Source organism: Vibrio sp. PBL-C16, assembly GCF_034321865.1.
GTDB lineage: Bacteria > Pseudomonadota > Gammaproteobacteria > Enterobacterales > Vibrionaceae > Vibrio > Vibrio alginolyticus.
This window is the reverse complement of the sequence record NZ_JAXLNY010000001.1, coordinates 1,037,567-1,060,372: the sequence shown is the minus strand read 5'-3', so window position 1 is coordinate 1,060,372 and position 22,806 is coordinate 1,037,567. Positions and strand designations below refer to the sequence as shown.

At 45.5% G+C, this 22,806-nt stretch carries 25 protein-coding genes; 18 read left to right on the top strand and 7 right to left on the bottom strand.

Going from position 1 to position 22,806, the window contains the following annotated elements:
* Positions 1-12: 12 nt before the first annotated feature.
* The gene (fliN, locus tag UQW94_RS04505) at positions 13-384 is read right to left on the bottom strand and encodes a flagellar motor switch protein FliN (protein ID WP_005375038.1); all 372 of its coding nucleotides are present in this window, start codon (positions 382-384) and stop codon (positions 13-15) included.
* Positions 381-1,199, bottom strand: a complete 819-nt coding sequence (locus UQW94_RS04500) for a FliM/FliN family flagellar motor switch protein (protein WP_005375039.1) — start codon at positions 1,197-1,199, stop codon at positions 381-383. Before UQW94_RS04500 ends, fliN begins: the two co-directional genes overlap by 4 nt.
* A 379-nt stretch (positions 1,200-1,578) precedes the next feature.
* Here UQW94_RS04500 and UQW94_RS04495 point away from each other — a divergent pair, with 379 nt between their 5' ends.
* From UQW94_RS04495 to fliJ, 8 genes are read left to right on the top strand one after another with little or no spacing between them, the layout of a single operon-like run.
* Positions 1,579-2,598 (top strand): OmpA family protein, encoded by a 1,020-nt coding sequence (locus UQW94_RS04495; protein ID WP_256896028.1) that lies wholly within the window; start codon positions 1,579-1,581, stop codon positions 2,596-2,598.
* Entirely contained in the window at positions 2,598-3,929 is a 1,332-nt protein-coding gene (locus UQW94_RS04490; protein WP_031778880.1) for a sigma-54 interaction domain-containing protein, read from the top strand. Before UQW94_RS04495 ends, UQW94_RS04490 begins: the two co-directional genes overlap by 1 nt.
* A 15-nt stretch (positions 3,930-3,944) precedes the next feature.
* Positions 3,945-4,301, top strand: coding sequence for a flagellar hook-basal body complex protein FliE (fliE, locus tag UQW94_RS04485; protein WP_005375045.1), 357 nt, complete (start codon positions 3,945-3,947; stop codon positions 4,299-4,301).
* Between the two features lie 3 nt (positions 4,302-4,304).
* Entirely contained in the window at positions 4,305-6,056 is a 1,752-nt protein-coding gene (gene fliF, locus UQW94_RS04480) for a flagellar basal-body MS-ring/collar protein FliF (RefSeq protein WP_005384024.1), read from the top strand.
* The gene (locus UQW94_RS04475; RefSeq protein ID WP_005375048.1) at positions 6,025-7,038 is read left to right on the top strand and encodes a flagellar motor switch protein FliG; all 1,014 of its coding nucleotides are present in this window, start codon (positions 6,025-6,027) and stop codon (positions 7,036-7,038) included. Before fliF ends, UQW94_RS04475 begins: the two co-directional genes overlap by 32 nt.
* Before the next feature lie 4 nt (positions 7,039-7,042).
* Positions 7,043-7,798: a flagellar assembly protein FliH gene (fliH, locus tag UQW94_RS04470; RefSeq protein ID WP_005375050.1), complete on the top strand. Its 756-nt coding sequence runs from the start codon at positions 7,043-7,045 to the stop codon at positions 7,796-7,798.
* Positions 7,791-9,137 carry a flagellar protein export ATPase FliI gene (gene fliI, locus UQW94_RS04465; RefSeq protein ID WP_005375057.1) on the top strand — a complete coding sequence of 449 codons (1,347 nt, stop codon included), beginning with the start codon at positions 7,791-7,793 and terminating at the stop codon, positions 9,135-9,137. The genes fliH and fliI overlap by 8 nt, the downstream gene beginning before the upstream one ends.
* Positions 9,138-9,161: 24 nt before the next feature.
* Entirely contained in the window at positions 9,162-9,602 is a 441-nt protein-coding gene (fliJ, locus tag UQW94_RS04460) for a flagellar export protein FliJ (protein ID WP_005384016.1), read from the top strand.
* 16 nt (positions 9,603-9,618) lie between these two features.
* On the opposite strand, the gene UQW94_RS04455 is transcribed toward fliJ, so the two are convergent.
* Both UQW94_RS04455 and UQW94_RS04450 read right to left on the bottom strand, forming a co-directional pair.
* Positions 9,619-10,674, bottom strand: coding sequence for a serine protease (locus UQW94_RS04455; protein WP_322142028.1), 1,056 nt, complete (start codon positions 10,672-10,674; stop codon positions 9,619-9,621).
* A gap of 73 nt (positions 10,675-10,747) precedes the next feature.
* The gene (locus UQW94_RS04450; RefSeq protein WP_033906699.1) at positions 10,748-11,641 is read right to left on the bottom strand and encodes a LysR substrate-binding domain-containing protein; all 894 of its coding nucleotides are present in this window, start codon (positions 11,639-11,641) and stop codon (positions 10,748-10,750) included.
* A 128-nt stretch (positions 11,642-11,769) separates the two neighbouring features.
* Between UQW94_RS04450 and UQW94_RS04445 the strand changes: the two genes are divergently transcribed.
* The 6 genes from UQW94_RS04445 (at position 11,770) to UQW94_RS04420 (ending at position 16,794) form a co-directional block, all read left to right on the top strand.
* A complete protein-coding gene (locus UQW94_RS04445) occupies positions 11,770-12,693 on the top strand; it encodes a DMT family transporter (RefSeq protein WP_322142027.1) in 924 nt (307 codons plus the stop codon).
* A gap of 99 nt (positions 12,694-12,792) precedes the next feature.
* Positions 12,793-13,239, top strand: coding sequence for an SRPBCC family protein (locus UQW94_RS04440; RefSeq protein ID WP_005375065.1), 447 nt, complete (start codon positions 12,793-12,795; stop codon positions 13,237-13,239).
* Positions 13,240-13,322: 83 nt separating this feature from the next.
* Positions 13,323-14,075, top strand: coding sequence for a phosphatase (locus UQW94_RS04435; protein ID WP_322142182.1), 753 nt, complete (start codon positions 13,323-13,325; stop codon positions 14,073-14,075).
* Positions 14,076-14,231: 156 nt separating this feature from the next.
* Complete coding sequence (locus UQW94_RS04430; protein ID WP_005375067.1) at positions 14,232-14,621, top strand: cytochrome b562; 390 nt, start codon at positions 14,232-14,234, stop codon at positions 14,619-14,621.
* 219 nt (positions 14,622-14,840) lie between these two features.
* A complete protein-coding gene (locus UQW94_RS04425; protein WP_318118680.1) occupies positions 14,841-15,200 on the top strand; it encodes a hypothetical protein in 360 nt (119 codons plus the stop codon).
* Positions 15,201-15,354: 154 nt separating this feature from the next.
* Positions 15,355-16,794 (top strand): PepSY domain-containing protein, encoded by a 1,440-nt coding sequence (locus UQW94_RS04420; RefSeq protein ID WP_318118681.1) that lies wholly within the window; start codon positions 15,355-15,357, stop codon positions 16,792-16,794.
* A 51-nt stretch (positions 16,795-16,845) separates the two neighbouring features.
* Here the strand turns inward: UQW94_RS04420 and UQW94_RS04415 are convergent, their stop codons facing one another.
* The 3 genes from UQW94_RS04415 to UQW94_RS04405 all read right to left on the bottom strand — a co-directional run bounded on the left by UQW94_RS04415 (position 16,846) and on the right by UQW94_RS04405 (position 18,740).
* Positions 16,846-17,229, bottom strand: a complete 384-nt coding sequence (locus UQW94_RS04415) for a VOC family protein (protein ID WP_237305712.1) — start codon at positions 17,227-17,229, stop codon at positions 16,846-16,848.
* Positions 17,230-17,259: 30 nt separating this feature from the next.
* Positions 17,260-18,189 (bottom strand): LysR family transcriptional regulator, encoded by a 930-nt coding sequence (locus UQW94_RS04410; protein ID WP_042601221.1) that lies wholly within the window; start codon positions 18,187-18,189, stop codon positions 17,260-17,262.
* A 77-nt stretch (positions 18,190-18,266) separates the two neighbouring features.
* Positions 18,267-18,740: a hypothetical protein gene (locus UQW94_RS04405; protein ID WP_085569384.1), complete on the bottom strand. Its 474-nt coding sequence runs from the start codon at positions 18,738-18,740 to the stop codon at positions 18,267-18,269.
* A 288-nt stretch (positions 18,741-19,028) separates the two neighbouring features.
* Here UQW94_RS04405 and UQW94_RS04400 point away from each other — a divergent pair, with 288 nt between their 5' ends.
* The 4 genes from UQW94_RS04400 to UQW94_RS04385 all read left to right on the top strand — a co-directional run bounded on the left by UQW94_RS04400 (position 19,029) and on the right by UQW94_RS04385 (position 22,785).
* Positions 19,029-19,712 carry a spondin domain-containing protein gene (locus UQW94_RS04400; protein WP_005384002.1) on the top strand — a complete coding sequence of 228 codons (684 nt, stop codon included), beginning with the start codon at positions 19,029-19,031 and terminating at the stop codon, positions 19,710-19,712.
* A gap of 9 nt (positions 19,713-19,721) precedes the next feature.
* Positions 19,722-20,417, top strand: a complete 696-nt coding sequence (locus tag UQW94_RS04395) for a spondin domain-containing protein (RefSeq protein WP_045413258.1) — start codon at positions 19,722-19,724, stop codon at positions 20,415-20,417.
* A gap of 146 nt (positions 20,418-20,563) precedes the next feature.
* The gene (locus tag UQW94_RS04390; protein WP_054574909.1) at positions 20,564-21,295 is read left to right on the top strand and encodes a response regulator transcription factor; all 732 of its coding nucleotides are present in this window, start codon (positions 20,564-20,566) and stop codon (positions 21,293-21,295) included.
* A gap of 116 nt (positions 21,296-21,411) precedes the next feature.
* Complete coding sequence (locus UQW94_RS04385; RefSeq protein ID WP_213871262.1) at positions 21,412-22,785, top strand: sensor histidine kinase; 1,374 nt, start codon at positions 21,412-21,414, stop codon at positions 22,783-22,785.
* The last annotated feature ends 21 nt before the right edge of the window (positions 22,786-22,806 follow it).

Here is a 22,806-nt window from a genome sequence, read left to right as displayed (position 1 = left end):
GCCTACCTAAGATTATTGACCAACGCCACTCAATGCAGAGTCATGTACATCGATCAGACGAAGTCCATACTTATCATTGACAACGACAACTTCAGCGTGGCCCATAAGAGAACCGTTTACTTTCACGTCTAAAGGCTCGCCATTGAGCTTTTCCAACTCGATAACCGTGCCTTCACCCGCTTTCATTAAGTCCCCAAGTGGGATCTCCTTACTCGCAACTTCCAGCGTGACTGTGACAGGAATGCTTTTGAAAAAGCTAAGGTCACGTTCCGCAGTGGCTGGTTCTTGTTGGAGCGTATCTTCGGCTTCAAAGTCTTCTAATTGAAAATCATCAAAGTTCAGTTCTTCTGCGTCGAATGCATTAGTTTCTAGCGCTTCGCTCATCGCTGCGGTTCCTTATCAGGGTTAAAGATCAAAACAAGTTGGCCGTCTTGCTCGGCAATACGACCTGTAAATAGAGATTGGTTGCCAATGCTTACTGGAACCGTGTTAAGAAGCTCAATAGGTAAAATATCGTTGGGTTGTAAGCCAACCACATCACTTAAAGGCATCTTCTTTTTACTTAGAACAACGTTCAGTCGAACGGGGGTCGTCTCTAAAGAACGACAGAAAGGTTGAAATAAATCGGTATCAGGTTGTAGTTCAAGCTGCTCGATCAGCGTTTGAATAAGATGACCATCTAGCTTGAGATGAATTGAGCCTTGATGATCGTCAAACGCAATGTTTAATTGAACGTTAATGCCAATTCCTCTAGGGGTCTCATACTCACCCGTGTCCCACATTTCACCAGGAGCAAGCCAACCGATGATGATTCGACTGATGCGCTCTTGTAAACGTAAGTCACTGGCCGTCAGAGTAGCGGCTGAACGCTCTGCACTTGCACCATAAAATCTATCAGCCAACTTTATTAGCGTGTGAGGGTTACCATGGATGAATACCATGCCGCCTTCCTGATGTTGATAGGTCGACGTTTGCTCTTTGTCCATCTCAACCGATGTAAAGCGGTGCAAGTCTACTGAGGTTAAGCTAGCTTCCACTTTTCCTGTGCTGAGCCAATTTTGTAATTCAGTCGTAAGGTTTGAGCAAGATTCTGAAATTAAATTATCGAGCTTCTCACGAATGATATGAATAGGTTTGCCTAATAATTCTACATCAAGTAGTTGACTATCAGAAATAGGCTCGCTAACTCTATTTTCCATTTATATTTTACCGTGCGTTAACAATCGAAAGTGTTTTAACTTAATGGCGTGTAGTCTACACAGAAATTTTAATGATCTTTTAGCTCCAAACTCTAAGATTGTGACTTTAGTTCACATGTTGCTTTGTTCATATAGTCATAATCTTTTAATGAAATTTAAAAAGAGTTAGTTTTCGTTATAAATCACTTAATAAATAAAATAACAATGTTGAGCGTTTTAGTTGTTATAGATTTTTTAAATTGCCTTTATGGCGTAACAACCACTTCAAATAAATAAATTATAAGATACTGTTTTTTATGCTTAAAGCTTCCGTTGGAGGCTAAGCGTGCTCTCTTGAGCGTTTTGTAACCAATTTTAATATTCAGAATAGGTAATTAAAATGATTAGCTATGCCAGTTCTCTCGGCTTGGTGGCATATTTAATTAAACGGTTTAAGTCATGGGAATGTAAGATATACATGAATCATGTCCGTTTGATAATTTGTAACACAATTATTGTTATCAGTTTTATTTTTTCAAAAGTGTCATATTCAGAAGAAGTCTTAACAATCCCTATGGACCTCTCTAAATGGACATATGAGGGAAATAAATTCAAATGCAACTTGTTGCAATCAAATAATGACTATGGGAAGTTTTATTTCCTAGCGGAACCTAATAATAAATTCTATTTTATTTCCGATATAGAATATGAAAACAATAAATGGAAAACGATTGCTTTAACAACTCAAAATGCTCCTTGGAGTAATGAGCTTTATAGAAAAGAATTTGGCTCCCTTGAATTTACTAAGCCGTCTCAGCGTTTCATCTTTAATAAAGGCGCTGAAGAATTCATGGATTCAATTGCTTCGGGTAGTTGGGTGACACTGTCACTTAAAGGAAGTAATGCTTCCTCTGTTTCAGAGATTGTGATTCCTACTCTTCAAATTCAAAACGCATTGAAATCATTTAATGCGTGTCGCGCGCGATTGCCTAAATTGTCTTTTTCAGAGGCAAGGGATATGGCGCTCTCATTTGAGTTTGGTCAGAAGACGTTAAGTCGTGGACAGAAAGCAACACTAAAAGCGCTGTATAGCTATGTATCTGTGGATGATCGAGTGACCAAAATCCTCATCGACGGTCACACCGATAACGTTGGTTCAAGTTTAACGAACCTTTCTGTGTCACGTACTCGAGCAGAGCAAGTCACCAACGCTTTGATTGAGCTTGGGGTCGACGAGTCGATGATCGAAACACGAGCTCATGGTTCGCGTTACCCAATTGCCAGCAATAACTCGGTTAATGGCCAAGCAAAAAACCGACGTGTCACCCTGCGTTTAGTGAGGGACAACGAGTATACGGCTACGAAACACTACCCAGATCTACAATCACAAAATCAACAAACGAAAGTTAAGGTTCAATGATGACGAAAACGAAAATTTTGTTGGTTGAGCCAAATGAAGCTCTTGCTCAACCAGTATTGGATGTGTTGCAAAATGCAGGTTACACCGCGAAACACACTCGTACTGGTCGAGGCGCTTTGCTTGAAGAGCGAGCAGAAATCACTTTAGTGAGCTCTACGCTGCCGGATATGTGTGTTCGTGAGTTTGTCGCGTGTCACCAAAAGCAGCGAAATTCGGGTGTTGTTATTGCGATTGTCGACCAAGAACAAGGCATCTTGGCTGCTGAGACGATGAAAGCGGGCGCTACTGATTATCTATTACGCCCATTTGAATCTAATCAGTTGGTTAATCTGCTTAAACGTGTTGAAGCGTTAGGTAAGCCAATGGCCAACATTGTTGCGGAGTCTTGGAGAAGCAAACAAGTTCTGCAATTGGCGCATCGTGCAGCATGTACTAACGCGAGTGTGCTTATTACAGGTGAATCGGGAACGGGTAAAGAAGTGCTGGCGCGATATGTGCATGAGCACTCTCCGCGTATCAATGGTCCATTTGTGGCGGTTAACTGTGCCGCCATTCCAGAGTCAATGTTAGAGGCTGTGCTATTCGGTCATGTAAAAGGCGCGTTCACCGGAGCGACAAATTCTCAAAGCGGTAAGTTTGAAGAAGCAAATGGCGGGACGATTCTGCTTGACGAGATTGGTGAAATGTCACCTGCGGTTCAAGCTAAATTGTTACGCGTCCTTCAAGAGCGTGAAGTAGAACGTGTTGGTAGCCATAAAGCCGTTCAGCTCGATATTCGTGTTATTGCGGCAACCAACAAAGACTTACGTGAGGAAGTTCAAAAAGGCACGTTCCGTGAAGATCTTTATTATCGATTAGATGTGCTGCCTCTGCACTGGCCGCCTTTGCGTGAAAGAAAAGAGGACATTCTACCGATTAGCCAATTCTTTATTGAAAAGTATCAAGATAGCAGCCGCTGTCACCTATCCCAAGATGCGATTAGTGCGCTGAGTCAGTATCACTGGCCGGGCAATATTCGTGAGTTGGAAAATGTCATTCAACGCGCTTTGGTCATGCGTCATGGTGATTACATTACAGCCCATGACCTGATGCTGCCTATTGAGCTTGTCGCGTCAGTTCCTACAGCAGAGCCAACTTCAAGTTTTGGTCATGTAGAAGCGAAGAAGCAAGCTGAATATCAGTTTATTTTGGAAAAGTTACGTCAGTTTGGTGGAAACCGAACGAAAACCGCAAACGCGCTTGGAGTCTCTACTCGAGCGCTACGCTACAAGCTCGCAGCAATGCGAGAACATGGTATTGATTTACAGTCGGCACTAGGCTCGGCTGCCTAATAGGAGAAAAAATAGATGGCAAGTCAACCTACTCATGCGGTCTCGGCAGAGCAACTTATGTTGTCAAAAATGCAGGCGATGCAGGCACAAGTGCAGCCGCCAGAGTTTATCGTGAGTGCAAATCCTTTAGATCAACAATCACTAAACGCACCTTTATCGTTCTCACAAGCGATGACAAATGTGTTGGATACAGTGAATCAACATCAATCAGTGGCTAGTCAAAAAATGACGGCCGTAGAAACAGGAAAAAGTGATGACCTAGTTGGTGCAATGGTCGCGAGCCAAAAAGCCAGCTTGTCCTTTAATGCTTTGATGCAAGTGCGCAACAAAGTCGTGACCTCATTTGAAGATATTATGAAGATGCCGGTGTAATTCATGTCAGAACTAACCCCCCAAGTCGCCGGAAACACAGCTATGGCTACCGGCACAGCACAGACATTTTCTACTGCCAACGGCATGGACGATGTGACAACGAAGCTGAAGCAAATCTGGTCTAGCAGTCAGAGAAACTTAGTGCTATCTGCGGTGTTAGCTGCGATTGTTGCAGCGATTATTGTGGTTGCACTATGGAGTTCCTCGCAGAGCTTTCGTCCGCTATATAGCCAGCAAGAGCGTTTTGATATCGGCGAAATTGTGTCGGTATTAGAAAGCGAAGGCGTAAGCTACCGCATGCAAGAGCAAAATGGACAAGTTCTTGTACCAGAAGGTGAGGTTGCGAAGGTACGCATGTTGCTTGCATCAAAAGGTGTTAAAGCTAAGCTGCCGACAGGTTTGGATTCGCTCAAGGAAGATAGCTCTCTTGGTACGAGCCAATTTATGGAAACGGCGCGTTATCGTCATGGTTTAGAAGGTGAGTTAGTACGTACTATCATGTCTTTGAACTCAGTAGCGAACGCGCGTGTTCATTTAGCAATACCTCGTCAAACTCTATTCGTCCGCCAAAACAGTGAGAATCCTTCAGCATCTGTCATGCTTGAGCTCAAACCTGGTGAAGACTTAAAGCCTGAACAAGTTGAAGCGATCATTAACCTAGTGGTCGGCAGTGTCACGGCAATGAAGCCAGAATTTGTTTCTGTCATTGACCAGTATGGCCGTCTTCTTAGTGCGGATGTCGCTTCCGCGGAAGCTGGTAAAGTAAATGCGAAATATCTTGAATACCAGAAGAGTGTTGAAAAACAGATCATCCAACGCGCAGCAGATATGCTTACGCCGATTGTGGGGCCGAGTAACTTCCGAGTACAAGTCGCTGCCGATCTGGACTTTAGCCAAGTTGAAGAAACACAAGAAATTTTGGATAACGCACCGGTTGTGCGTAATGAGCACACCATTCATAACAACTCGGTTGATCAAATTGCGTTGGGTGTTCCTGGTTCTCTAAGTAACCAACCGCCAGTGACAGGATCTGGTGAAGTGGAAACGAACGATAGCCAAAACACGAATGCGCGATCTGAAGTGAATCGTCAATATGCTGTAGGGAGCAGTGTTCGTCGTACTCAATACCAACAAGGCCAAATAGAAAAGCTTAGTGTCTCGGTTCTGTTGAACTCGAAAGCTTCGCCAGATGGTGTGGCGTGGAGTGAAGCCGATAAAGAGCAAATCTCAAACATGATCATGGATGCTGTTGGTATCTCTGCCACACGAGGTGACAGCTTAAGTTTAATGAGTTTCAACTTCACCCCAATTGAAATTGATGCTCCTCCTGCACTGCCGTGGTGGCAAGACCCTACAGTACAGCAGCCAATACGCTACGTTATTGGTGGCTTGTTAGGCTTGGCGATGATCTTCTTCGTACTGCGTCCATTAATCATGCACCTAACTGGCGTTGATAAACCTGTGCCTGAGCTAAATTTTGCTGAGCCTCAGGAAGAGCCTGACTACGAAAACTTGCAAACGCGTGAAGAGCGCGAGCATGAAGAAGTACTTGATCGCCGCCTATCTGAAAAAGGCATCTCAGCCTCTTCAGGTTTAGATGTAAACAGCGACATGCTACCACCAGCAGGTTCGCCATTAGAAATTCAATTGAAACACCTACAGCTTATTGCTAATGAAGAGCCAGAGCGCGTAGCCGAAATACTGAAACAATGGGTAAACATCAATGAACACAGTTCTATCAAAGCAGACGCTTAGTTATGTTGAACAAACCGCGCTCGTGCTATTAGGCATGGGCGAGGATGCCGCAGCGAAGGTTTTGCAACACTTTAGCCGTGATGAAACCCAGCGTGTGACTCGTGCAATGGCGAAGTTAAATGGCATTAAGAGCGATTCTGCTCGTGGTGTTATTCAAACTTTCTTTGAAGATTTCCGTGAGCACAGCGGTATTCGAGGAGCCTCTAAGGAATACCTATCTAATACATTGCGTAAAGCATTGGGTAACGATTTGGCAAAAGGGTTATTAAATACCTTATATGGCGATGAAATTCGCAACAATATGCAGCGCTTACAGTGGGTGGAAGCAGAAACTCTCGCTCGTTTCATTGTGAATGAGCACCCACAAATGCAAGCAATTTTTCTAGCGTATTTGCCAGCAGACAGCTCTTCAGCGGTATTGAAGCACTTGCCACAAGATTACCATGACGAAATCTTGTTCCGTATTGCTCAATTGCAAGATATCGATCATCAAGTTGCCGTTGATTTGCATGAACTCGTTGAGCGTTGCATCGAAAAAGTATCCGCAAGTCAAAGCACGCCGTTATCAGGTGTTAAGCAAGCAGCAGATATCATTAACCGCTTTGAAGGTGACCGTGGTTCATTGATGGAAATGCTGAAGTTGCATGATGAAGATGTTGTTAATGCAATCGAAGAAAACATGTTCGACTTTATGGTTCTTGGCCGACAACGCGAAGAAACCATGGACATGTTGGTGCAGCAAATCCCGCTAGAGTTGTGGGCAGTCGCGCTAAAAGGTTCCGATATTACCTTACAGCAAGCTATTAAGCGTTCAATGCCGCAACGTATGGTGAAAGCGCTAGAAGATGACATGGACGCACGCGGCGCTGTTGCGTTAAGTCGAGTTCAAAAAGCACGTCAAGACATCATGCAAATGGTACGTGAGCTGGATGAATCTGGTGAAGTTCAGCTGCTTCTCTATGAAGAGCCAACGGTGGAGTAAGGTCATGCTAGAGACAAAATCAAGTACTATGCGATTGCCTCCGAGCGGGTATCGTTTACACCGTTTTCCGCCTTTAGCGCAACCTAAGACTATCGAAGACGAATTCGGGCTAGATAACCAAGGCTGGCAAGAACCTCAAATAGATATCCAACAGCAACTTGAAGAAGGTTTTCAACAAGGTTTGCAACAAGGACATGAGGAAGGCTTACGCCAAGGTATCGAACAGGGGAAGCAACAAGGTCTGTTGGAAGGCCAAAAAGAAGGTTTCCAAAAAGGCTTTGTTTCCGGTGAGCAGTCTGGAAAGCAAGGCTTTTTGGAGGCGGCGAAGCCTGTCAATGAACTTTTTCACGCCCTTTCTCGTTGGCAAGATGAAAAAGAACAGCAACAACGCCATATGATTTGTGAACTGGTACAAAAGGTAGCTCAGCAAGTGATTCGTGCCGAGCTCACTTTAATGCCTCAGCAGATCCTAGCTTTGGTGGACGAGACATTGTCTGCCATGCCTGGTAAAGCGGAAACAGTAACTGTGCATTTAAATCCGCAAGATTTAGAGCGCATTACTCACATCAATGCTGATTTGCCGCAATCTTGGAAACTGGTCCCTAATACGGAGCTTCCTATTGGTGGCTGTCAGTTAGTGACTGATGACGCAGAAGCGGATGCGAGCTGCGACTCTCGTTTGGAAGCCTGTATGGACAATGTAAAGCAACACCTTTTGGATGAAGTCAGTATTCCACAGGTAGAGTCTGAGCATGAGTAATACCCTAAGCCATGAACTATTAAGTGAGCGTTTGAGCGAAGCCTTGGCTTCGCTCGATTCAATCCCTGTTGCTCGCGTAACAGGGCGATTGATAAAAGTAAACGGCTTAATGTTACAAGCCGTAGGGTGTCGGTTTAAGCTTGAGCAGCGTTGTCTCGTAGAAACCGCGGAAGGCGATATGATCGAAGCGCAAGTTGTGGGCTTTGAACACACTATTGCTTACCTCATGCCTATCCGCCGTTTAGGCGGTCTGTTTGCAGGTGCAAAAGTCATCCCTCTTGATGGTGACAGTACCGTGCAGCTAAGCTCTCAGTGGTTAGGACGCGTACTGAATGGTTTAGGTGAGCCGTTAGATGACGGGGCACCGCTTAAGGGGGGTGATCGAGTTTCACTTGAACCAAAACCGATTAACCCACTGAAGCGACGCCCAGTTGATACGCCACTCAACGTAGGCGTGCGAGCGATTAATGGACTATTGACGGTAGGCAAAGGCCAACGTATTGGTTTGATGGCTGGCAGTGGCGTCGGTAAAAGTGTGTTAATGGGGATGATCACCAAAAACACGGAGGCCGATGTAATTGTGGTCGGGCTTATCGGTGAGCGAGGCAGAGAAGTACGTGAGTTCATCGAGAGAAACTTAACCCCAGAAGCGCGCAAGAAAGCGATCATTATCGCGGCTCCTGCTGATGAATCCCCGCTAATGAGGTTAAGAGCGACACTACTTTGTCATCGCGTTTCAGAGTATTTCCGAGACCAAGGCAAAGACGTTCTACTTCTGATGGACTCTCTAACCCGATACGCCATGGCACAGCGCGAAATCGCTCTTTCGCTCGGTGAGCCTCCAGCTTCTCGTGGTTATCCGCCTTCTGTCTTCAGCGTGTTACCTCAACTCCTAGAGCGAGCGGGTAACAGTGAAAATCAACATGGTAGCTTAACGGCAATTTACACCGTATTGGCAGAAGGGGACGACCAACAAGATCCTGTCGTGGATTCCGCGCGCGCCATCTTAGATGGGCATGTTGTTTTATCGCGTCAACTAGCTGAGCAAGGGCATTATCCCGCGATAGATATCAACGCGTCTATTAGCCGTTGTATGAATACTTGTACGCAGGACGCACACAGCACGATTGCGAATAACTTCCGTCAAATGTACTCCAACTACCTTCAGGTTAAAGAGTTACTGCCATTAGGGGGTTATCAACCAGGACAAGATCCTGAGTTAGATCAATCTGTTGCTATGTATCCAAACTTGCGTGCATATCTACAACAAGCTGCCAATGAGTCTGTAGATTACCCAACCAGTTTGACCGAGCTCGCGCAGCTTTTTCAAAGTGCTTAATCAAATGGGAGTGACAAGGCTGAAATGAAATCCAAGTTAAAAGCCGTAGGCAAGTTACAGCAAATGGAAGAAAAACAGCGTGATCGTGTGGGTCAACAACTTGATGCCATGCGTCAGCGTCACTCCCATCTTTCAATGCAATTGGAACAGTTATCGGCGTTGAAAGGCCACGCTGGACAATCAACCCGAACCGGCCCGACGCTGACGAGCGCGGCTTTGATGAACTTTAATCGTGTTGACCAAATGCTACAAAGAATGCTTCGTCACCACGAGCAAGAGCAAGCCGTTATGCAAGCGGAATGTGCATCTGTACAGAAAACACTAGAACACAAGCACGCACGCGTTCAAGGGTTAGAAAAAGTGCTTGAGCGTTGGCGTACTAAGCAGAACTATGAAAAAGCGAAAAAAGAGCAAAAGATGATTGAAGACATCATTAACTCTCGCGTTAAGCGCAAGATATTATGATGTCTTGTTGACGCAACTAGGAGCGCGAATCATTTCTGCGGTGTCTTAGCCAACCAAACCAGCCTCCAAGCATGATCAACCCTGATCCGAGAGCACCGCCGCCGCTGCCGTTATCGTCAAAGCCCGACGTGTTAGTATCTTCTGGTTCAAAGCCGGAATCGCCTTCACTATGATAATCTTCTGTACTTGCTAAGAGGGCGTTATAACGAGTTTTCACTCCCGAACTGGTTTGGGCTTCAATCCACGTTGTATAATTTAGAACCTCAGTAAACACACTCGGAATCGCAGCAGATTCACAAACAGAAGAACCATAGCTAACAATACCGATTTGCTGATACATGCCATTATTGTCTTGATAAGTGAGAGGACCGCCTGAGTCACCGCGGCAGATACCAGTGTAGCTTCGCTCAGGAAATCCATTCGCACACAAACTTTCCTGAGCATTAAACCCTGTTACCAGTGAAGCGCATTGGCTGTCGGTAAGGGGTTTTACTTCTGCCCAGCGTAAATAGTTTGGCCCGTTTTCATCACTAGTCGAGGTCTGACCTAAACCGAATATCTGATAAACCGTCTTGCTGCTGTAGTCTCCAAAGTCTTGCGGTAAAGTGATGGATTGAACGTTATCGGTAATAGGGCGAGTCAATTCAAGGACAGCGATGTCATTAATCCATAAATCGCTAGGCACATAATCAGGATGAATCGTGATAGAGCGAACATCTTTGAATTCTTCAACAAACACGTCATTCATCGTAGGGTTTTTGACTAGCACTCGTAGATCGTTGATTGTCCACCCGTCAGTGAAAACGCTTGGTTCTACGCAGTGAGCCGCAGTTAAAATGAAACGGTCGTTTACAATGGTTCCCCCACAAATATTGGCAAACTGATTAGCGCCAGTTTTATGTAGAATAAGACGTGCAAAAAAAGGAAGTTGGTTTTGGGTCGCCTGCTGCCCTCCAATAATTGCCGTGGAGATCCCTTGTTCTGAAAGGCGGTTATCATTTTCTGCTTCTGCGGTCGCACTCAAAGATACTGCAAAACAGAGTGCGCTTAGCCATATTTGATACTGCTTCATAAACCATCCTTGGATGAAAAGTGCTCCTCTAACTTTATACTAGTTTTTCAGTGAATGTGCTTAACAAAAGTTTCTAATAGTTGAATGATTGTTGTAGCCAAGATCGCAACAGATGAAACGATTCAAGCTTTAGCTTGTGTGGCGGGCATACAAAGTAAAGCTGTTGATGAGGATTAATGACGGGTTCACCCAGCTCGATTAGCTGACCATATTTGATGTCATCCTTCACAAACAAGCGATGAGTGACTAATAACCCCAAACGACGAGTTGTGGCCTGGACGGCTTGTATCGACATGTTAAAAGTGATTGGTTTTTTATTTTTAGGTCGCTGGATACCCGTCGCGTCCAGCCACACGTTCCAGTCATTTTTTCTTCGTTCGTTAGTAACTTCAATGATGGGATACTGCTTTAAGAGTTGAGTGATGTTTGAGTCCTTTGTCTTCGCTATCAATTCAGGACTGCACACCAAAACCAGTTCATCTTCACTGAGCTTTTCGCAGTAGTAATCCTGCCATTCTTCGGGATTTCCATGCACCAAGGCCGCGTCGATACCTTCTTGTTCTAAATTGAATCTGCCAGACAGGTTTGATAAACGAACGTCTAATTGAGGAGCAAACCCTTGTAAATCTGACATTCGAGGAATCCACCAGTGAAGAGCCAATGAATTCACCATATTGAGCGTAACACGCTGCAAGTTCTGATCTTGGATGAGTGCTTCCGTTGCATCGACAATTTGCTCTAAAGCGGGTGCCACCTTTCTGTAATACTTTTTACCGTCTGCATTGAGTTGAACTTGTCTGCCTATGCGATCAAACAGAGGCTTGTTTACTTGACTCTCCAGCGATTTAATTGCCTGACTTACGGCTGAGTGGCTCACACTTAATATCTGTGCTGCTTCTGTCATGCTGCCAGACTCAGCTACTGCAACAAATGCGTAGATGGACTTTAAGGGGACTAGTTTCCGCATAATTTAAAAACCGTAGCTGGTGATAGATAAGTTAAACTGTAAGTTTTTCTTACATCAATGGTTAATATTACTCGCTATTTACGATAAGTGATGTCTTTTAAAATGCTCCATATATTAAGGAGTATTGAATGAATGCTGTAAATAAATCTATCCTTTTCATGTTGATGTCTACGTTAAGCTTATCTGTTACTGGACTGTTAGCAAAGCAGTTGTCAGGCGAACTTTCCGTCACACTATTTAGCTTCTTACGTTTTTTGGTGCCTGCGCTTATCTTACTTATCTTACTTCGTGTGAAAAACCTTACCTTTCCTAAAGCGGGCACGCTAAAGCCTATTTTATTGCGTGCTCTTTGTATCGGTTTGTCACAACTTTGCTTTATCGCGTCATTACAAACGTTAACGCTCGTTGAGGGGGTCGTTTTGTTTGCTACTGGCCCATTATTTATTCCCTTGGTTGAAAAGCTGTTCATGAGGGGGCGCATTCGTGTTTCAACATTGGTGGCTTTAGCAATGGCGTTCACTGGTGTGGTTATGTTGGCGGGCGGTGGAAGTGAGATTACATGGCGAGCGGATTTATTGCTCGGCTTGGCTGGTGGACTCTTCAATTCTGGTTCTCAGCTTACGTTATATAAAGTGAGTAAAACAAATATGTCGCCGCTAGAAATCAACTTTTGGGCGTTTGGTTTTGCTGCCGTATTTCTGTTGCCGCTAGCTTTGTTTAATGACTTCGACGCGTTACTTAATATGAGTGTTATGGCGCCTGAGATTTCTTCAAATACGCTGTGGATCGGTATGATGTCTCTGATGATCATTAACACCCAAGTTTTTCGCTCCAAAGCATATAAACTGGCAAGCAGTGGCTCTCAACTTGCGCCACTCATTTTTACTAACTTATTGTTCACTGCGGTTTGGCAGAGCCTGTTTTTTGAAGACCGAATAAGTCAAAGTCAAATTGTTGGGATGAGTTTAATAGTGCTCGCAATCATACTGAACACATGTTGGGTTCGTTTTACGGCGCATCGCAGTGGCGGTTTACAAGCGAGAACTTCTTAGTCTGTCGGAAAATGAAGGGGGCAGGTAGATAAATTGGTCGTGTGGTTTGATTTTTCCTGAGTATGGGCTAGCGTCAAGAAAGGTTCAGGGAGAGAAATCATGCTTACGCTAAATTATTACGTCGAAATTTCGGCGACACCGCAACGAGTGTGGGAAGTGCTAACCGATGTTGAGTTGTATAAACGTTGGGCACAAGCCTTTTCACCGCAGTCTCAATTTGAAGGAGCTTGGGAAGAAGGAGGTGGCATCACTTTTTTTGATCCAGATATGGGCGGGACAAGGGCGATCATAGATACGGTGCTACCGCTTCAAAAACTTGAATTTCATCATGTTGCCATTTTTAATCCGGATAATCGTCAACAACTCGATGCTGACCTAGCATCTAGGTGGATCGGATCGCGAGAGATCTACCAGATCGATACCAACAACGATCGTTTACTACTCAATGTTACCATTCATACTCACAACGACTTTGTTTCCATGTTTAATCACGGATGGGAAAAAGCTTTACCCTTGATAAAAGCCATTAGTGAAGAGCAAGCTTAGGGTTCTTGCTTATCTTAGGCTGACGATGCGTTGCCGGAAGGTATACAATAGCACGCAAGATAGCGCACCTAAGAGAGTGGATGATGGAATTTAAAGTTGATACCCATACACATACGTACGCCAGTGGTCACGCGTACAGTACCTTGATTGAAAATGCAAAGTTGGCAAAAGAGAACGGGCTGGATATGTTCTGCACGACCGATCACGCAGAATCAATGCCGGGTGCGCCTCATTACTGGTTCTTCTCTAACCAGAAAATTCTGCCTCGTTTTCTTGAAGGCGTTGCGATTATTCGCGGCGTTGAATCTAACATTATGAATACCGAAGGCGACATTGATATTCCACTGAGTGTGGACCGCAACTTAGATTGGGTGATCGCGAGTTTTCATGAACCCGTTTTTCGTCCAGCAAACAAGCAAACTCACACGGAAGCACTTGTTAATGTCATTCAGAGTGGTCGTATTGATGCGCTCGGTCATCTTGGTAATCCAAATTTCGACTTTGATTTTCAGACCGTTTTAGCGTGCGCGAAAGAGCACAATGTCGCGATTGAAATTAATAACACCACGCTGAAAGGCAACAGCCGAGTAGGCAGCGTAGACCGTTGCCACGAGATTGCAGAAATCGGGAAAGATCTCGGTGTTTTCTTCACCACGGGCAGTGACGCGCACTTCTGTCACGATGTTGGTAATCTGGAGTTGGTTGGAGAGTTAATGGACAAAGTGGGTATTGATAGCAAGAAAGTGATTACTCACACCGCTCAGCAGTTTTTGTCTTTCTTAGCTTTGAGAGGCCGTAAACCAATTGCAGAATATGACAGCATTCTCAACGCATAAACTTGATTACATTTAAGGTATGCACCCGACGCCAGATTGCTTTACACTGCGACCCGGAAATACTCAACTAAGCTAGTTTTTCGCCTTTTATGGCGTAGGTTATTTGGGTGAATAAAGCCGACACAGAATTCGGCACTATAAATGGAGAAGTGAAAAATGTTACGTCCTTTAGTCCTAGGGTGTGCGATTGCGTTTGGCTCAACATACGCAATGGCAGAAGCGGTTGATTTAAAACAAAACATGAAACAGATGAAGATGGAATTCAAACAGGCGGCAGAAGCATCTGATGTCGAAACCATGAAATCTGCGATTGATAGCTTGCAAGCGATTGTTGAACAATCTAAGCGTGGTAATTACCCACCAGAGAAGTTTGATACTTACTTAGAAGGCTTTAACAAGCTGACGGTAACGCTAGATAAGATTGAAGCGGATCTTGATGCGGGCAAGCTACAAGAAGCAAAAGACCAACTGCGTGAAATCGATAGCCTTCGTGAAGAGTACCACGACAAGCGCAATCCAAGCATTTGGAGCAAGTTGTTCGGCTAATTATCTACTGAGCGGAGCATTTGCTCGTGGCAGTGGATTACGCGTTATCTCTAAGTAATGAATGAACACATTATCAGCCTGCCATTTCGGCGGGCTTTTTTGCGCCTGTCAATCGATGCATTCAAGAAAACCTGTGAGGTAGCAACCACTTATTGATACTGTTTTTTGAGCTATCACTCAAAATTGGTTACGCTGTGTGAAATTTGTTAAGTCACCGTTATGCGTAGATTAATTTCCTTTTACCGCTCGATGTTATTTGCTAGTGCTCTCAGTTGGGTGCTAGTGACGCTGATGCCTGTTATCAATGCTCATGGTAACAGCATGGGCGTGTGGGCGACGCTATGTACGCTTAACGGTTTTGAATTGGTCCAAATAGAAGAGGGCGACAATTCGGTCAGCCACAAAGGCAAGCCTTGTCCGTTTAGCCACTTCTCGACTTTTCATCACGATACACTTCCAACGACACCGATACTTTCAAGACAGAGCTTGGTGACTTCTGACAGCTACGCTTATTTGGCTCTAAGTGTGCGATTTGAAACACCTGTTCCTCGAGCGCCGCCAGTTTCCCTTTTCTCATAACGAAAACAATTACAAGTAAATAAAGCCAACAACACTGCCACTTCGAGCAGTGGTACTCCCAAATCTAAGTCAAATAACGCCGCATACGAATGCGTATGTGTAGGATGCGTTTGACTGAATTTGGGTGTTCAACAATGAAAAAAGGAAAATACACATGTTGAGAAACTCGGCAAAGCCTCAACTCAAGGAAGCCTCACGCGCAAAATCCATCTACTTTATGACGTGGCGATGGCACTTCTACGCAGGTTTGTTCGTCATTCCATTTATGCTGATGCTTTCCCTCACGGGGTTGGTGATGTTGTTTGATGATGAAATCGAACTGGCTCGATACGAAGCGACATTACAGGTTTCACCACAAGAGCAAATGGTTCCTGTCTCTGCACAATTGGAAACCGTAAAGCAGGCGTATCCCGATTTTAATGTCACTCAATTTGTACCTGCTAAAACCGCCGATATTGCCAACCGATTCTCGATTCAAAACCAAGAAGGCAGCTCACTGATTGTTGCAGTAAATCCTTATACAGGAGACGTACAAGGTACCATTAATCGTGGTGATAGCATCTATGAACTGATGAACAGCATTCACGGTACGTTGCTCATCGGAGACTTAGGCGACCGTTTAATTGAAATCGCCGCAAGTCTGGGGATTTTGCTGTTGATGTCTGGTTTGTACCTTTGGTTACCGAGAGACAACGCCAGCCGCGCCGGCTTTTTGAAAATCCGCTTTAACAATGGCCCTCGAATTTTGATGCGTGACCTGCATGCGAATTTAGGTGGTGTGCTGTCGATTGTTCTGTTGTTCTTTTTGATTTCAGGTTTGTCTTGGGCAGGGATCTGGGGCGCGAAAATGGTGCAAGCTTGGAATACCTTCCCAACCTATTACACATGGGGTGAGAAACCAGAGTCGACACTGACACACAAAGACCTGAATCATGGTGCATCAGAAGAGATGCCATGGAACTTAGAGCTTGCTGCTGTGCCTGAATCGAAAGACAAACCCGCTCATGATCATGCCAATATGAAGGAAGATATGGCATACGCAGGCAACCATGATGCGCTCTCTATTGATGATATTGTCCTCAAAGCTGAAATGATGGGCTTCACTGGCTATAAGCTGTTTTTGCCACGCTCTGAGACGGGCGTTTACACCGTTGCAGCTAACTCTATGGGCGGCGATATTTCCGACCCAAGACAAGATCGCACCAGCCACTTTGACCAGTATTCCGGTCGCTTGTTGGTGGATGTAACGTGGCAAGATTACAGTTTGTTTGCCAAGTTCATGGCGGCAGGTGTGTCATTGCACCAAGGCGATGTCAGTGTGCTTAACAAAGTGCTCAACGTGGTGTTCTGTCTAGCGTTCATTTTAATCTCAATCACAGGTGTGGTGATGTGGTGGATTCGTAGACCAAGTCGCAGTGCCGCATTGGGCGCACCACCTAAGTTTCAGCAAGACGGTATTTGGAAGCTTGGCTTAGTAACGTTAGTGATATTGTGTCTCGCGTTCCCGATGGGTGGTTTGGCAATTGTTACGGTTCTCGCACTGGATTGGCTGTTGTTCAGCCGCGTCGAGAAGCTGAAAACGGCGTTGAATTAGTAACAGACAAAGAATGGAATAGTAAAAGAGCCAGCGACGTGCTGGCTCTTTTTATTTCTGGTAAATCTCAAGCGGCAAGCCATCTGGGTCTTGGAAGAAGGTAAAGGCTTTGCCTGTGAATTCGTCAATACGAATTGGTTCAACTTCAACGTCATTCGATTCTAGGTAGGCTTTTACTTGCTCAACATCATCAACCAAAAACGCGAGATGTCGTAGCCCTTGTGCTTCAGGAAAGCTCGGTCTATTGGGTGCCCCCGGAAAGCTAAACAGTTCCACTTGGCTGCCGTCAGGTAAAGCGAGGTCAAGCTTGTAGGAGTCTCTGGTTTCACGATAGTTTTCAGCAATGACTTTTAACCCCAACACTTCAGTGTAAAAGCGTTTTGACCTTGGGTAGTCGCTACAAATGATCGCGACGTGATGAATAGCATTAAACATGGTTAGCCTCTTCAGACATGGCTCGTATCCTCAAGCATGGTTAGTGTCCTCGGAGACTAAATGCTCCTTAACGAAGTCGATAAACACGCGCAGACGAGCAGGCATGTATTTGGTTTGTGCATACTGCATCGCGATAGCGCCGTGGTAGTTACTCTTTATCATCCAATCCGGCAGAACCTCCACCACTTCTCCTTGCTCTAACGCGTCTTTGATCACGAAGTCATGGAAGATCCCAATTCCCAAGCCAGACTTAACCCCGTTCAAGCGCATTTGAGAGTGGTTGACGGCGTAGCGTCCACTTACTGCAATCGAATGAAAGGCTTCTTCTTTAAAGAATGACCAGATGTTGTCTTTGTCGTTCTCGGCAAGGTAAATACAGTCGTGCTGCTCAAGCTCGGTTGGGTGCTCAGGCATACCGTGTTTGGTGAGGTAATCTGGAGAAGCACACAAAACAAGATTGGTCTTGCTGATCTCTTTGAGGACCAGATTCTCATCAGGTTTGTCGGTGAGCTTAAACGCGACATCAATACCTTGGCGGAACAGATCGATCTCACCATCTGCTGCACGCAGCTTAAGCTGTATATTTGGATAACGTTCTAGGAATGGCAACACAAACGGTTGAAGCACCGAATTAAGAAATGCTTCAGGGGCTGCCACTGTGAGTGCGCCTGTTGGCTCGGCATGATCTTCCGCAGATAGCTCAACGGCTTGCTGCGCGGCATTCACCATTGCAATGCTTTGGTCGTAAACCTTTTGCCCAGCTTGAGTGATGATCAACTTACGAGTCGTACGCTCAAACAGTTTGACCGAGAGGGCTTGTTCCAACCGTGTGATCAACTTACTCAAAGCCGATGGCGTTACGCCGAGTTGTTTGGCTGCAGCGGTAAAACTGCCTTCGTTTACCACTAGGATAAACGAAGCAAGATCAGGAAGTAGGGCAATGAGTTTTGGATTAACCATAATTGTTCAGTTCTGCGCAGCGGAATAACGATATTGTCTGGTACGGTTTCACGAGGTTCAAGTGTCACCGTCTCGCTTTAACGATATTTTGCCAAAAATGCATTGAGTGCAGGCAAGCCAGATTCACCAGTATGGTATTGCTGCCAACAGTGATAAATGGCCGTTTCGTGGTCTGCAATCAACTCGATAGCTTCTCGCTCAGCGTTTGAATACTGCTGTGAAGCGTTCACTTCTTCATGCCACTCTCGATATTTGACCTCATAAGGTTCTACCCACTTCAGAAGAGTCGCTACCAACTCTTGCCATGGTAAACCAATCCACTTGGTTGCATCTGCCAAGCCTTTATCCAGCATCTCTTGGTATCGACTTTCGATATCCATGCCATTTGTCAGCAGTACAGGTTTGAGCTTTTCTGCGGTGAGTTCTTCCACTTCAATCAAGGTTTGCCACAGCGTTTGTTGTTCACTTTGGGCGTAATGGCTCAAGTAGTGGTTGAAAAAAGCGATGCCGTAGATTTCGCCATAGTAGGCAGACAGAACGTTATGAATCATGGTGAGAATCGTGATTTAAACAGAGAATACCGCATTGTAGGAGGGGAAAGCGCGACGTGTAAACACCTGATTAAGAGTAAAAAAGTGCTGCTGACAGAATTCGAACAGAACTTGTGAGAATTTTATGAGAATTCGATGAAGTTGCTGATAGATTTGCTCGTCATTCTTAGAGGCAAGAACGCAAAACGTTCGAAACGTAATGCTTAACCTACTCAAGTCACGAACAAAGAAGTAAAGCCGTACACATGGGCTTGGGTAGTTCAACCCTCATTAAAGGATGGAATCACAATGAAAAAACGTACCCAACTCGGACTCGTCATGACTTCAGTCGCTATGGCACTAGGCTCTGCATCAGTGAATGCGGCGGAATTGGAAATCACCGTGACAAACGCAACCAAAGGCATCTACTTTACGCCACTTATTGTTGCTGCACATGGCTCCGACCTTCAAATGTTCAGAACGGGTCAAGCAGCGACTCCGGAACTTGAAGCAATGGCAGAAGGCGGTGATATCTCTGGGCTTGCTAGTGTGATTGGTAACGCTGGTGGTGCGGTGGTAGAGAACCCTGCTGGTGGCATTTTGAATCCGGGTGTTGCAACCACCTTCACCTTGGACAGTGGCGACCACGGATATCTTTCTCTGAGCGCGATGTTGCTGCCAACTAATGACGGTTTTGTCGGTCTAGATAGTTGGAAGATTCCAACGGAAGCGGGTACATACCGAGCAACGCTAAGAAGTTACGATGCTGGTACAGAAGCGAACGATGAACTTGCGTCTAGCATGCCAAACCCACCTTTCATTACCTTTGGCACTGGCGGCACAGGCGTTGAAGCAACGGTAACTAACGACAAAGTTCACGTGCATCCGGGTAACCTTGGTGATAGCGATCCAACTGGCGGCATCAGTGACTTAGACAGCAGCAGCCATCGTTGGTTAAACCCAGTTGCAACCATCACAATCGTTGTGAAGTAAGGGGGATGTATGAAATACAGAATCTTACTAGTAGCAGCTTCAGTCGGCTTGCTCGCCGGTTGTCCAAGCGATGATGATAATGACGTAGTGAAATCGTACCGCTACACCGTCAACGTGGCGAACTTGACTGCGAATCAACCTATGTCTCCGCTCGCGGTACTCAGTCACAATGGTGATTACCAACTGTTTGAAATTGGCCAAGCGGCATCTGTTGAACTTGAGCATCTTGCCGAAGGCGGTAGTAACGCAGAGCTAATTGAATTGATGAACAGCAATGACAGTGTTTACCAAGGCATTTCGGGTAATGGATTGGTGTTGCCGGGTGCATCGGACGAAGTCACCATCACGGTTGACCCTAGTCGTTACGGTTACTTGTCTGTGGCGTCTATGTTTGTGAATACCAATGATGCCTTTGTTGGCGAAACGGGGTTATCGCTCAAATCGCTCGCAGTAGGTGAAAGCTATGAAATGAGCATGAACGTTTGGGATTCCGGTACAGAGCTAAACGATGAGCTTGCTGCAACCATTCCGGGCCCAGCAGGTGGCGGTGAGGGCTTCAATGCCGCCCGTAATGACAGCAATGACGTTGTTGCATTCCATGCGGGGGTAGTTAGCCAAGATGATGGATTAGCAAACTCAGCACTTTCTGCGAACCATCGTTTCTTGAACCCAGGTGCGAAAGTCACCATCACTCGAGTCGAGTAACACAGGCTCCGATGACGTCTCCTTTCCAAAGCGCTTGTAGCCGAGCGCTTTATCCCTCATGGCGTCATCGGAACCTTTTTTGAAAGAATTTCTAATTTGTTCCGGTCATGTGCAAAGTGAGGATACTCGAAGGCAAGGAAAGGACCATGGAACAACAGGCAATCAATTTAGTCGCGAACATCTTGTTGGTGGAAGATGACGATGATTTGGCAGAACTGGTTCAGATGCATCTCAAGTTTCAAGGACACCAAGTGTCGCGAGCCACAAATGTCGCCGATGCTAAAGCGCAATATCAGCAACAACCCTTTGATTTATTGATCCTGGACCGAGGTTTACCAGATGGTGATGGCTTAGACATCTGCCATTATTTGCGCCAGCAACAAGATTGGAGCCCAGTGCTTATGCTGACAGCCAGAGACGGTGAAATGGACAAGGTTGATGGTTTAGAAGCGGGCGTTGATGACTACATCACTAAGCCATTTAGCGTATTAGAATTCCAAGCACGAGTGCGAAACGTGCTACGCAGAGTCAGCCAAACCGTAGAAGCCAAAGTAGCAAATGAAGTCCTCAATGATGCGATGGATTTTGGTCCGCTGAGAATCATTCCGGAGTTGCACCAAGTATCCTTAAACGACAAGGATGTCACTCTTACCGCGACAGAGTTTACTTTGCTGCAGTTTCTCGCGACTCGTCCGGGCAGAGTCTACAGTAAAGATGAATTGCTCGATCACGTTTGGAACACCAGTCATTCTGGTTATCACCACACTGTGTGTAGCACCATTAACCGTTTACGCAGCAAGTTGTCTTTGTCTGATTCTGATCATCACTTCATTCAAACTGTTTGGGGTGTTGGGTATAAGTTTCAGCCAAGACACTAATGCAAGAAAGTAAGTCAAAACATCAAGCCAAGACAGTAAGTCGGCAGTTGTTTTCACCGTCACTTTTCAATCATCACGGGTGTTTCTAAAACATCGCTGTTTAAGGAGGCGATAGGATGAGCTTCAAATCTCGCTTAGTGGTATTTACTAGCTTGTGGTTCTGCCTCGCGGCGGTGGTGATTGCACTGACTTACAATTGGCAAAAAGAAACCATTGAGTTACGCACCAAGCAAAGCCTGCATAAAGAGCTAGCCAGCCACATGCGTGATGATAATCCGCTGATGATCGGAACGGATTACAACCCTAAAGCGCTCAAGTCGATTTTTCACACGCTCATGCTGATTGGCCCTGATTTTGAAATCTACTTCCTCGATAGCCAAGGCAATATCACCACCCATGCAGCACCAGAAGGAGCGGAGATCATGGGAGCGGTGGATCTCAATCCCATTAAGCAATTCTTAAATGACCAGCCTTTTCCTATTTTGGGTGAAGACCCACGTAATCGTGGTGAGCACAAAGTCTTTTCTGTCGCGGCGATAGAGGAATTAGGCTCAACGGTCGGTTATCTCTACGTGGTGATTGGCAGTACCCGACATGACGCCATTGCCAATGCTCAAGTCGACACCCCTTACATCGCGCTGGCAGGATTGGTCTTAGTGTCCATTTTAGGCTTTGCTCTTGGAGCTTATGTGCTGGTCAAACGTAGTCTGTTGAACCCGATTGAGCGTGTGACCAAACAACTTCAACAGCAAGCTGAACATGATTTCCGCCTACAACCTGATTTCACTCACCAAGTGCCGGAGCTCGTGCCGATTGCGAACTCTTATCAGATGATGGCGAAGCATATTCAGCAGCAGTTTTTACAGTTGGAGTATCAATCGTCTCATCGTCGTCAAAGCTTGTTGCAGCTTAGTCATGATTTAAAAACGCCGTTATCAAGCGTGCTGGGCTATTTGGAAACGTGGCGTTTGCAACATCCGGAATCTGATCCTTTGATTGACGTCGCTTTCCGAAATTGTGAGAAGCTCTCAACTCAATTGCATTCTTTGTTAGACGCCGCACGCAAAGAAGCTCCAATGCCAAACTACGAGTACCGCCCCGTAGATCTGGGCGCTTTGATGGCAGAATGTGCTGAAACGATGCAGAGCCAGTTTTCTCGTAAAGAAGTGGTATTGAAAGTGGATATCGATAGCGAAATCCAAACCGTGGGTGACAAGGGGCTATTGGAGCGATTGGTATTGAACCTGCTTGAAAATGCATTGCGCCACAGCCCAATCGGTTCAGAAGTGCATTGCCAAGCGCATTTGAGTGAAGATAAGTCGCGTATCCACTTTACCTTCGTCAATCACATCGAGGAAGAAGCGGAGGGCGGTTCTTTGGGGATCGGGACGAAGATTGTCCAATCGATCTTAATGCTTCACCACAGCTACCTTGAGACCAATGCAACCTCCTCTCAGTATCAACAGAAGTTCACACTTCTCGCAATCTAAAGAGAAGTGTGAGACATAAGT